Origin of the sequence: Rhodospirillum sp. A1_3_36 (assembly GCF_047263945.1) — a bacterium.
Taxonomy (GTDB): domain Bacteria; phylum Pseudomonadota; class Alphaproteobacteria; order Rhodospirillales; family Rhodospirillaceae; genus Rhodospirillum.
Genome location: NZ_JBLAVB010000001.1, coordinates 441,604 through 453,463 on the forward strand (window position 1 = coordinate 441,604; position 11,860 = coordinate 453,463).

The 11,860-nt window shown below is 60.1% G+C and carries 10 protein-coding genes; 6 read left to right on the plus strand and 4 right to left on the minus strand.

Translation table 11 applies throughout. The features are described from left to right. Nucleotides 1-185: 185 nt before the first annotated feature. From ACLIRY_RS01880 to ACLIRY_RS01905, 6 genes are all read left to right on the plus strand, one after another. Nucleotides 186-620 carry a rhodanese-like domain-containing protein gene (locus tag ACLIRY_RS01880; RefSeq protein WP_413203640.1) on the plus strand — a complete coding sequence of 145 codons (435 nt, stop codon included), beginning with the start codon at nt 186-188 and terminating at the stop codon, nt 618-620. 190 nt (nt 621-810) lie between these two features. Next, the gene (locus tag ACLIRY_RS01885) at nt 811-1,230 is read left to right on the plus strand and encodes a DUF4170 domain-containing protein (RefSeq protein ID WP_413203641.1); all 420 of its coding nucleotides are present in this window, start codon (nt 811-813) and stop codon (nt 1,228-1,230) included. Between the two features lie 199 nt (nt 1,231-1,429). After that, nucleotides 1,430-2,050 (plus strand): hypothetical protein, encoded by a 621-nt coding sequence (locus ACLIRY_RS01890; RefSeq protein WP_413203642.1) that lies wholly within the window; start codon nt 1,430-1,432, stop codon nt 2,048-2,050. Beyond that, nucleotides 2,047-2,709, plus strand: coding sequence for a DUF1007 family protein (locus ACLIRY_RS01895; protein ID WP_413203643.1), 663 nt, complete (start codon nt 2,047-2,049; stop codon nt 2,707-2,709). Before ACLIRY_RS01890 ends, ACLIRY_RS01895 begins: the two co-directional genes overlap by 4 nt. A 10-nt stretch (nt 2,710-2,719) precedes the next feature. Beyond that, nucleotides 2,720-3,673: a nickel/cobalt transporter gene (locus tag ACLIRY_RS01900; RefSeq protein WP_413203644.1), complete on the plus strand. Its 954-nt coding sequence runs from the start codon at nt 2,720-2,722 to the stop codon at nt 3,671-3,673. Between the two features lie 58 nt (nt 3,674-3,731). Beyond that, a complete protein-coding gene (locus ACLIRY_RS01905; RefSeq protein WP_413203645.1) occupies nt 3,732-4,337 on the plus strand; it encodes a flavin reductase family protein in 606 nt (201 codons plus the stop codon). 214 nt (nt 4,338-4,551) lie between these two features. Here the strand turns inward: ACLIRY_RS01905 and ACLIRY_RS01910 are convergent, their stop codons facing one another. The 4 genes from ACLIRY_RS01910 to uvrA all read right to left on the minus strand — a co-directional run bounded on the left by ACLIRY_RS01910 (nt 4,552) and on the right by uvrA (nt 11,629). After that, nucleotides 4,552-5,184, minus strand: coding sequence for a TIGR02466 family protein (locus ACLIRY_RS01910; RefSeq protein ID WP_413203646.1), 633 nt, complete (start codon nt 5,182-5,184; stop codon nt 4,552-4,554). 439 nt (nt 5,185-5,623) lie between these two features. Then, nucleotides 5,624-8,173: a patatin-like protein gene (locus ACLIRY_RS01915; protein ID WP_413203647.1), complete on the minus strand. Its 2,550-nt coding sequence runs from the start codon at nt 8,171-8,173 to the stop codon at nt 5,624-5,626. Nucleotides 8,174-8,298: 125 nt separating this feature from the next. Next, a complete protein-coding gene (locus tag ACLIRY_RS01920; RefSeq protein WP_413203648.1) occupies nt 8,299-8,748 on the minus strand; it encodes an SRPBCC family protein in 450 nt (149 codons plus the stop codon). A 31-nt stretch (nt 8,749-8,779) separates the two neighbouring features. Then, nucleotides 8,780-11,629, minus strand: a complete 2,850-nt coding sequence (gene uvrA / locus ACLIRY_RS01925; RefSeq protein WP_413203649.1) for an excinuclease ABC subunit UvrA — start codon at nt 11,627-11,629, stop codon at nt 8,780-8,782. Between the last annotated feature and the right edge of the window lie 231 nt (nt 11,630-11,860).

An 11,860-nucleotide genomic window follows, 5' to 3' on the forward strand; every position in this document is an offset into this window, starting at 1 on the left:
CAGCTCGATGTTCTAGGGGGGCGAGTAGGGGGCGCGAGGATGGGGAGTGGTGCAATCAGGTGCCGTCCGTTTGTCCCGGTGAGGGCTCGGGGTATGCTTGACAGAACGGTCCCGGTGCGCGACACAAAGACCCGGTTTCTCCGACCCGGGGAAACCCGACCTTTGTCTTATTTAGGAGGATGCCGGTGACCGAGGATTTCAACCTGTCCTGGGGCTTCCTGTCCACCGCCTTCCTGGTGCTCGCCACCATCTTTGCCATTCGCATGATGCCCCGTCTGATCGCTGGGGTTCCCTTCGTCTCTCTGGATGACTTGAAGGCCAAGATGGATGGCAAAGAAGACTGTCTTGTCATCGACGTGAGGGGTGAGGGGGAATATGCTGGAGGCCACCCTCGCGGAGCCATGAATCTACCCGTGGGTGAGCTGAAGACCCGCCTGAACGAAATTTCTGACGACGATTTGGCGGCGCTGAAAGCGACGCCCGTCTATTTGATTTGCGCCACCAACAGCCGCGCCGCCAGCGCCGCCCGCACCTTGAAGGGCAAGGGCTTCACCGCGCTGTCCGTGGTCGACGGCGGTGTCGGAAAGTGGCAGCGCAAGGGGTATCCCATGGACTCGTGATCCATGGACCAATGACCCAGGGGCTGGGGCTCATGGGCTCGGTCATGGGTGCGGTTTTGGATAAAGAGGGCTGGTGAAGTCAACCAATCAGCGATCGCCCATAGGGTCCGTCTTGCTGGAAAAGGGGACTGGATTCGGGCGTTGCCGCATATCGTTTCGATGTGACACTTAAGGGGGATGATCAAGCATCATGGAAAAGAAACGCAGTTTTTGGGTCATTGGTGGGGAATACGCCGACACCTCCTTCGGGACTCTGGCCAATGGCGCCGAGGAAGAACGTTTCGGGCCGTTCACTGAGGCTGGTGCGCACGAATGCTGGCGGGCACTGACCGGCAAGACCGTGGATAACGCTATGGTCCGCTATTTCGTGCGCAATGAAAGCGGCACCGATGGCAAGGACTTCTACGTGGTCGGTGGCGAATACTCCGGGACCGACTTCAAGGCCATGGCCGGGGGCAAGTCCCTGGAAATTCATGGTCCCTTCGAAAAGGCCGAGGCCATGATTTTCTGGCGGGGAATCACCAGTCAGACCGTGGACAGCGCCCTGCACCGCTACGATCTGGTGACCACCGAGGAGCTCGAAGATTTCAAGGCGCGCGCCCAAGGGTAAGTCCCCCGCCGGAAGAAAGGGGGACAACAGCCCCCTTGCGCCTCCCGCTGAGGGCATGCTGGAGGCTTTTTCCGAGGGGAGTGGGACCATCGACGACTGGTTGTCGAGCGATGACGCCTCTTCCCGGCCCCCAACCCGATCCCTTCGCCCGCCCACAAGGAAACCCCGCGCCCCATCCCCCGGGGGCCGGAGTGGCCTGATGGACGACAGGCCGGATCCCGTGTTGGGTCATGATCCCACTGCGGCACCTTCCGATGACAGGAAGATCGCCCCCTCGAAGGCTCCCAGGGCCAAGGGGGCGCCGACGCCTGAGGAACGGGCCGATCTGGTCGTCATGAGTCTGGAGAACTTCATCCGGGACCATCGGACCCGGACCCTGTCGGGCATGAAGGTCTCCGATTGGAAGTCCAGTGCCCGCAAGTCGGTGCTGGAAGCCCTCATTGAGGCTGAGGAAACCCAGGCGAGGCATCTGATCCACACCAACCGCTGGATCCTGGTGGGCAGTGCTACGGTCGTATCCATTGGCTTTTGGGCGGCGGTCTACGCCATAGACCGGGATTACGGCGCGGTCGCCGCAGTCCTTTTGGGTCTGTTGGCCTTCATTCTGATCATCGTCACCATGGAGGGGGTCCTCCGTCGGGCCATCCGCGCGAACATGGGGAAAACCCGGGAGCGCAGGTGGCTGGATATTCGCTCCTTCGACAGCAAAATAAAGCGGTTGCGCCGCGACCTTGAGGAGACACTCAAGGAATTGGAGGACGGGGCGGAAGAAGTGGCGAAGCTTCGTGAAAAACTGGGATTCGGACGGAGGAAACGGTGATTCGCTGCGTTTTGACGATCTTGACCCTGGCGCTCCTAGGGATGGGCGGATGGGCTCGGCTGGCCGAGGCGCATCCCCATGTCTGGATCGATGCCACAGCGGTTCTATCCGTGAACGAAGCGGGCCAATGGACGGGGGTGACGGTCACCTGGACCTTCGATGAGTTCTATTCCCAGGCCAGCGTGGAGGGATTCGACGAAGATGGAGATGGCCTTCCGGACCAGGCCCCCCTGGATGCCATGTTCAACGAGGCATTGGAGAACCTGCGGGAATGGATCTATTTCACCGATGCCCGGTTGGGAGACAAACGTCTGGCCTGGGGGGATGGAGCTACAGGGGGCGCATCCTGGGTGGATGGGCGCCTCGTCTACCGCTTTGTCCTGCCCTTGGCGGAACCTGTAGATCTGGTGGCCCACGCCAAGGAGATCAGCCTTCGCCTTTATGATCCCACATTTTACATATCCATTCTCCTGGCCGAACAACCAAATGCGGCCTCCCTGAAGGGCGCGCCGCCGGGCTGCAAGGTCACTGTTTTTGAACCGGAAGGAGCGCGCGATATGACCTTCGACGACGCCATAGCCATTTCTGAGGACGTACAGCCGGGAGAAGAAGGCCTGGGGTTCCCCTATGCCCAGAAGATCGGGGTGCAGTGTGATTAGATTTTGTGTTGTGCTTATTGCTGCCCTTGTCTTGGCCGCAGAACCCGCCTTGGCCGCCGGTTGGTTGGATGGCTTAATCCTGGAAATTCGTTCCCAACAAGCGGCTTACCACGGAGACCTCGCCAATGCGGTCAAGGGGTTGCGGGATGGGGAGGGACTTACCGCCGGGCTGGCGTTGATGATTGCCAGCCTGGGGTATGGTGTCTTCCACGCCCTGGGGCCAGGACATGGCAAGGCTGTCATCGCCACTTATGCGGCCACGACGGAACACCACTTCCGCCGGGCCATCTGGCTCTCCCTGGCTGCCGGAACTGTTCAGGCCACCACGGCGGTGGTTCTGGTCTATGGCGCGTTCTTCTTCGTCCGAGGGGGAGCCCGCTGGGCTACGGCTGCGTCGGATCGCTGGCTGGAACCGGCCAGTTATGCCGCAGTCGGCATGCTGGGCCTTTATATTTTGGTTCAGGGGATCCGGGGCGTTCTCCGCTCCCGGGCGCGGGATATGAACCAGGGGCATGTGCATGATCATGGGCATACTCACGACCATCACGACCATCACGACCACAACACCCATGATGGGGCTTGTTGTCATGGCCACGGCCCGTCCATAGCCCAGGTAGAGCGGGCCGGGGATTGGAAGACGGCGGTGGGGATTGCTGTGGCCGTTGGGATCCGGCCCTGTTCCGGAGCGATCCTGGTTCTGGTGGTCGCCAATGGTCTCGGGCTTTGGGCGGCCGGAATTCTCTCTGCCTATGTGATGGCTTTGGGGACGGCGGCGACCGTTTCCCTGCTCGCCGTGGGGGCGCGGGCCTCGCGGGTGCCTCTGGCCCGTCTGGGCGCCCGTCTGCCCGTCTCCCCCGGTGTGCTTGCCGGGACCGGCGCCATGATCGGAGGCGGGCTTATTGTCGCTCTGGCCGGTGTTCTGCTCAACGCGGCCCTGAGAACGCCCCTCCACCCCTTGCTGTGATCGGCCTCAGACCCCATACAAAAGCTTCGTAAACCGGCAGAACGGAGGATGAGAGACCATGCATTACGGTGACCGACGGCCAGAGGATCTGCCCCACGACCCTTTTAAGGCCATCGTGGCGCCCCGGCCCATCGGCTGGATCGGAACCCGCAATGCCGATGGGATCCCCAATCTGGCGCCCTATTCCTTTTTCAATGGAATCGGCACCGGGCCGCATATGATCTGTTTTTCCTCGATGGGGCCGAAACATTCCTTCGTGAATGCCAAGGACCGGGGGGAGTTCACCTTCTCCCTGGCGACCGAGCCTTTGGTGGCGGCGATGAATGCCACCTCGGACATGGTTCCCGATGGCGCCAACGAATTCGTGTTGGCCGGTCTGACCGAAGGCCAGTCGGTGGAGATTGCTGCCCCCTTTGTGGCCGAGAGTCCCGCTGCTTTGGAATGCGTGACCCTGTCGGCCACCCGCCTGACAGACCGTCACGGAAACCCAACGGACGCCCATCTGGTTATCGGCGAGGTGGTCCACACCCATATCCGGGATGAATTCATCCGAGAGGGGCGGTTTGACGTCACCCTGGCCCGGACCCTGTCCCGCCTGGGGTATATGGATTATGCAACGATCACGGAAACCTGGGAATTGGCGCGTCCGACGGAAAAGGGCTAACGTTCTGAAGCTGCGGGGCTTTGCCCCGCTCCCCACCGGGGCCTGAGGCCCCGGACCCCCATTCCGTTTAGAGTGTCGAGCGCAAAAGAGTACTAGGATCTGGGTAGAGCCTAGAGCGACAAGAACTTGAATTAAAATACAAAATGACCGATGGGGTCCGGGGAAGCCCAGGCTTCCCCGGCGGGGGTGCGGGGGCAGCGCCCCTGCTTGTTTCCTAACCCCAGGAGAGGTTGAAGGAGCAGGTAATCCGTTCTTCCTCGGCTTGGTTCAAGGTCACCTCGTGCCGAAGCCAACTTTCCCACAGGAACATGGTGCCCGGTGTCGGCGTGAACTTCAAAAAGTTCTGGAGGTCCCGGGGGGCATTGGCCTTGCGCGGGGGGGCAGCCATCATGCGGGCCAGACGGGGATCCTCGAATTTGATGGCGCTTGCGCCCTCGGGCAGGTCGACGTAGAAGGTGCCGCTGATCACGCTATTGGGGTGAATATGCGATCCGTGAAAACCGCCCGGATCCAGAACGTTCACCCAAAGGGAGCAGAGCACCAGTTCCTTGTCTCCCAGGTCCCAATGGAGCGCCTCGGCGAACTGGGCGGCATTCTTGTAGATGTGGGCCTGAAGGGTCTCGAAGGGCGGGAACCGCCAAGGTAGATCGTCCAGAGAGGCGTAGGACGTATAGCCCGGATAGCCGTTCTCCTCACACCACCTTTGCCCGGCTTCATCGTCTTCGGCCAAGGCAAGACAACAGTCTCCAAGCTCTTCGATCAGCTCGGTCTCGGACCCCAGATCCGCCTGGTAAATACGGCTGGGGAAGGCCAATTCAATGGCCGTTGGATGGCTATGGTCTTTCATGGACCCGCGTGTACTCCAACGGCCTGACTGGGTCAATGTCCTAGAGTGCTCCGAGATCAAGTTGGGCCACTTTGCCCCGTTTCCCACTGGGGCTAAAAGGCCCCAGACCCCGGGCGCTTATTTGTAAAAGAAAAATGGGGGTTTGGGGGCATTGGCCCCCAAATGGGTTTGGGCAATCGCCCAAAAAGGACGAGTCACTGTTGTGTCCTGTGCTTTACGGCCCAACTTAGCCTCGAAGGCACTCTAAAACTTATCCAACTAGAGTGAAGTGGGGCCAACTTGTTCCAAGTTGATCTTATACCAAGCGGCGCGGGTTGAAACCCACGCCGCTTTTCTTGCGTTCAAACGCCACGCGGGCTTTTAAGCGCCATAAGGCGCGGCGGCCACTTGGCCGCTTCCAAGGTGCGGTGAGGCAAACTCACCGTACCTTGGTATTATTTCACTCTAGATGGGTGGCCAGCCAGTTCTGGATTTCCGGCGGCACAACCCAATTGTGGGCCGCGTGTTCTTGAGCTGCCTTTTGCAGCAATCGAGCCAGGAGTCGCTTGATCCAGGCCTCTTCCTTGTCCGGGTCCCGACCTGCGGCTTTCAGGATCAGTTGGAGTAGCCGTTCCATGCCATCTGCCCGCCCCCAAAGAATGTCTTGCTCCCTGTATTCGTGGGAGAGGAACCCAGCGAATGCGCTCAATCCAGCGCTTTTAATCCGATTCGGGTTGGTCGTGATGGCCGTTGAATCCTGGGGAGAGAGGCGCATGACTTCTGCCGTAACCAAGTCGGTAATACCTGCGGTATTCATGCGGGGAAACAGGGATCGATCGACGAAGGCGAAAGCGATGGCGGCATCAATCCCCGAGTCTCGGATTCCATTGGTCTCAGGCAAAAGCAGGAGGGCGTTGTAAAGCTTGGTCTTGTGCCCCTCTGTGGCGGCGGCATAGAGACCGGCGAGCAAGCCCCAGACTTTGCGCAGCCCGTCTCCATGGGCTTGCAACGCGACCTCGATATCAAACCTCAAGGTGGTCTCGATATAGGTGTCCAGGGTGCTCTGGTCACCCGCACCAAAAATATCCGAGATTTTATCGCCCAACGAGGTGCCAGTCGGTGCTGGACCCAACAGAGACGTGACCAGAGTTTGGTTCAACCAGGGTTCATCCAAACTATCCAACATATCGGCCAGGGCGGCCTTGGCCTGATCGATTGCGGTTCGGTCCACGTCCGACAGGTCGACCGTATTGTAGGCCGTATCGATGACTTGAATCACGGCCCGGATCCGACGCGCTCGATAGGCCAGATCGAAAGTGGAGAGAAAGGACCGGGGGTTATCGGGCAGGTCCTGGTTCGGACTGTCGGCGTGAACCGCGTCGTTGGTGATGCCTTGTTGAATATGGGGGAGATTATCCTCAACCCAGCGTTTCAGCAGACGGGCAAGAAATTGCCCATGGCGGGAGGCGGCGGGATAGGCCAGGGATTCGCCCAACATGACACCCAGGTCATCAAGGATGGAGCGGACCTTCACCCGGGCGTAGATCACGGCGTCTGGCGCTGCGTCTTCCCCAACCCCCACCATGGCGCTTTGGGCTGCTTGATCCAGGTGGGTGGAAAATTTCTCCAGAGAGAGGGGGGCGGGTGGGTCCCCCCGCCAGCGTTTCACCCATTCCATGGCCGCCCTGGCGATCGAATCCCGGTCTTCACGCAAACGGCCGACCGTGACGTCGCGCTCCTTCAAATTGCGTAAATCTTTATAAATGGGATCATGGGAGATCATGCCGAGGAGCTTCATCCCAGTCTTGACGATTGGGGGGGCACTCACCGGAGGGTAGGGGCTCTCGTCTGGCTTGCCGATCCAGCTTTCCGGTGTTCCCCAATCAGCCGGATCCATGTCCTCGGGATCAGGTTCAAGGTATAGGATGACCCGGTGTACATGTCGGGCGACCGGTTTGCGCTCTATGGCCTGGATCAGTTGGGTGAAGGGATGATTGTTCTCGATCCCGCCATCGGCCTGCCAAGCCCGCTCCACGGGAGATCCAGACAAGACATGTTCCCGCAACACAGTGCGTAGAAATGCGGTGAGCTGTCCCCCGTTTAAGACCCGTTCCGGTTTCTTTAGCCAGGCGTTGGCAATGGTTTCGTGGGTCTCCAAAGGGAAGGCCAAGGGAAAGGAGGCCGTCGTGCGGGCGCAATAGGTCAGGGAGAAGTTATCGAACGGAACGGCTTCTGAGGGGCGACTTTTAAAATGCGCCATATGGGCATGGGTGCGCTCAAAAAGTTGGGTCTTCTGGTTTTCCAAAGTCAAAGGCAGGGGGCGAGGCCAGCCAAACAGATCCGTGCGAGTCACGAAGATGTCCAAGTCGGTATCCGCCGGGATCAGGGGGCTGGTCTTCTTGGCGTCCATGGCATCCAGCGCATCGGCGATGAGCTTGGTGAAGGTTTCTCCGCTCATGGGAGTGTAGCGGCCATCCTTGCTGACGATGGCACTGTATAGGGTTCCATAAAGCCACTCCCGGTCCAACCCGCCCAAGGCAAGATAGCGATCGAGTGTCTCTCGAGTCTCCTTGTCGGTCATCTTCCAGAGTATGCCGTCAATGACTTGGCGGAAAATCCACCAGACTGAATGGGGGGGCTTCACTTTCAAAACACGCAAGTCCGCCTGGGTGACCCAGGTGGTCGTCAGAGGGGTAATGTCGGCCCCTTCCAGGATGGCTTTCCCCAGAACCACACCATTGATTCCCCCGGCGGAGGTTCCGGCTATGGCGTCGACCACCACCCGCAGGGGCGGACAGCCGGTTTCCTGCTCGATTTCCTTGAGTACCGATATCCATTCTTTGGCGGTCGTGCTGAGGCCCGCATTTTCGGCGAAGGTTGGGTCCATCTTGGCCCGGCTGGCGCGCAGCAGTTCCCAGACCTCCCGCACGGTACCGTTCATATAAACGGCGAGGGACACGCCGCCATAAAGCACCAATCCGATACGGATATCCTTGGATATCTGGTCCATGCAGCTTCTCCCTGATCCGTGCACAATTCCCCTGTCAGGGAAAAAGGATAGGTCGAAGACTATCGGATTACAATGTTCACGGTCCTCATCCGAGTTAGACACCAAAAAAGAGTTCTTTCTTGGTCTCAAATACGGCGCATATGGTCCCGGAGATCGCGCAAATGGATGCTCCACCCTGCAGAATGGTTGGCGATCAGGGTATCCCTGGCCTCCTCACTCACACCAAGGGAGGCCCACCCGGTGTGGTCCAGGCGCAGACGGGTGCGCCCGGGGGGCGTCTCCTCCAAAGTGATGGAGACCCGGGTGGCCAAAGGCCAATTGGCGTCCTTCCAGGTCATGACCAAATGCCTTGGCGGTTGATAGGTCAGGACCTCGCCCTCGGTGACCATGGGGGTTCCGCTGCCGTCGTCCCATTCCTCCCGCAACGAACCGCCTGCCTTGGCTTCCAGGGTGACATGATCGCCCCACCAGACCCGGATGTGCTCCGCTCCGGTCAGCGCCTCCCAGACCCGACTGGGGGCGGTGGGGAGGGTGAGGGTCAGACTCAGTCGGTCTGGGCCGTTTTCCACATCCATGAAACGCGTTCCTTCCGTCCTCTTCCGAGCCTTATTGCGCCGCCTGACGGGCCGCCAGATAGGGTTTCAGATAGGTGCCCGTATGGCTTCCCGGCGTCTCTGCGACCTCTTCGGGCGTGCCCTGGGCCACGACGTGCCCGCCGCCGGATCCGCCCTCGGGTCCCATGTCTATGATGTAGTCTGCGGTCTTGATGACCTCCAGGTTATGCTCGATCACCAGGATCGTGTTCCCGGTATCAACCAGAGCTTGGAGGACTTCCATCAGCTTCCGGACATCCTCGAAATGCAGACCCGTGGTGGGCTCGTCGAGGATGTAGAGGGTGCGGCCCGTGGCCCGTTTCGACAGCTCCTTGGACAGCTTGACCCGTTGCGCTTCACCGCCGGACAGGGTGGTGGCCTGTTGGCCCAGGTGGACATAATCCAGCCCCACCTGGGAGAGCAGCTCCATCTTGTCGCGGACGGCGGGGACGGCCTTGAAGAAATCCTTGGCCTCCTCGACGGTCATGTCCAAAACATCGGCGATGGATTTGCCCTTGAAGGCGACCTCCAGGGTTTCCCTGTTGTAGCGCTTGCCCTTGCAGACGTCGCAGGTCACAAAGACATCGGGCAGGAAGTGCATCTCGATCTTCAGCACGCCGTCGCCCTGGCAGGCCTCGCAGCGCCCGCCCTTCACGTTGAAAGAGAAGCGACCCGGTTTGTAACCCCGGGTCTTGGCCTCGGGCAGGCCCGCGAACCAATCCCGGATAGGGGTGAACGCACCGGTGTAGGTGGCCGGATTGGACCGGGGCGTGCGACCGATGGGGCTTTGGTCGATGTCGACGATCTTGTCGATATGGTGGATGCCCTCGATGGAATCATGGTCGCCCGGCAGGTCCCGTGCCCCGTGCAGGTGACGGGCGAGGGCCTTGTAGAGGGTTTCGATCACCAGGGTCGACTTGCCACCACCGGACACACCGGTGATACAGGTGAAGGTGCCGAGGGGGATCTTGACGTCCACGGACTGGAGGTTGTTGGCTCGCGCGCCCTTGACCTCCAGGAATCGTCCGTCGCCGGGGCGGCGGGAGGCGGGCAGGGGAACCGCCCGCTTGCCCGTGAGATATTGGCCGGTGATGCTTTCAGGCACGGCCATGACCTCTTCCGGTGTGCCCTGGGCGACGATGGTGCCCCCGTGGACACCGGCACCCGGCCCCATATCCACCAGATAGTCGGCGGCGCGAATGGCGTCCTCGTCATGCTCGACGACGATCACGGTATTGCCAATATCCCGCAGGCGTTTCAAGGTGATGAGCAGGCGGTCGTTGTCCCTCTGGTGCAGGCCGATGGAAGGCTCGTCCAGCACGTAGAGGACCCCGGTCAAGCCCGAGCCGATCTGGCTGGCCAGACGGATCCGCTGACTCTCCCCACCCGACAAGGTGCCCGAAGTGCGGGAGAGGGACAGGTAGTCGAGGCCGACGTTGCCCAGAAAGCCCAGGCGCTCATTGATTTCCCGTAGGATGCGGTCGGCGATGGATCGGTCTTTCTCGGATAGGACAGATTCCAATGCGGCGAACCACTCCCGGGCTCCGGCGATCGACAGGGCAGAGACCTCGCCCACATGCTTGCCTTGGATCTTCACCGCAAGCGCTTCGGGCTTCAACCGGTGGCCGCCGCAGGCTTCGCAGGGGGCAGTGGCTTGATAGCGGGATAGCTCTTCGCGGATCCAATTGCTCTCCGTTTCCCGCCAACGCCGCTGGATGTTGGGGATGACCCCCTCGAAGGGCTTCTCGGTCTTGTAGCTCCGTGTCCCATCGTTGAAGGCCAGGGGGATTATTTCTTTTCCGGAACCATGGAGAATCACCTGCCGAACCGCGTCTGGAAGGTCTTTCCATGCTGTGTCCATGTCGGCACCGAAGTGTTTGACAACACTGGATAAGGCTTGGGCGTAGTAAGGGGAGGGTGGGGTTTGGCTGGACCAGGGGGCGACGGCGCCCTTGTTCAGACTGAGCGTTTGGTCAGGGACGATCAGATCCGGGTCAAAATACATGGTCACCCCAAGGCCATCGCAGGTCGGGCAGGCGCCAAAGGGGTTGTTGAAGGAAAACAGGCGGGGCTCGATCTCATCAATGGTGAAGCCACTGACGGGACAGGCGAAGCGGGCCGAATAGGTATGGCGCTCACTGGTTTTTGCGTCTTCGGCAAAGACCAGTCCGTCGGACAACTCGAGTGCCGTTTCCAGGGAATCCGCCAAACGGGTCTCAAGCCCCTCGCGTACGATCAGGCGGTCCACGACCACCTCAATATCATGCTTGATCCTCTTGTTCAGGGCGGGGACGTCGGGGATCTCGTAAATCTCCCCATCCACCTTTACCCGGCTGAAGCCCTTCTTGGACAGCTCCGCCAGCTCCTTCTTGAACTCCCCCTTGCGACCCCGGGCGATGGGAGCGAGGAGATAAAGGCGTGCGCCCTCCTCAAGTCCCATGATCCGGTCGACCATCTGGCTGACGGTCTGGCTTTCAATGGGCAGTCCCGTGGCTGGGGAATGGGGCACGCCAATCCGCGCCCACAGCAGGCGCATGTAATCGTGGATCTCCGTCACCGTCCCCACCGTGGAGCGGGGGTTGCGTGACGTTGTCTTCTGTTCGATGGAAATGGCCGGAGACAGTCCCTCGATGGAATCCACGTCGGGCTTCTGCATCAGCTCCAGGAACTGACGGGCATAGGACGACAGGGACTCCACATAGCGCCTTTGTCCTTCGGCATAGATTGTGTCAAAGGCGAGACTCGACTTACCGGAGCCGGACAACCCCGTGATCACAACCAGTTTGTCCCTTGGTATCGTAAGGTTAACATCTTTCAGGTTGTGCTGTCTCGCGCCGCATACGCGTATTTCGTGAGTGCTCATGGGGGATCGCCTGGAAAAAAGTCGAGTGTTTCAGTCCGTGGTTTATCTAGCGCGGTTGATGCCCATTTGCACGCTTTCCGGAAAAAGGTAATTTTTGGATCCAAAATATATTCTCCAAGCAATAAATTGTCGCTCGCGAAGTGCCATAGGACAGAAGTATAAAGGTTGTCGATCGTGGACAGGCGGTGAGGTCCGTCTGGGTAACATCATGGCGCCGATGCCTTTGGGTTT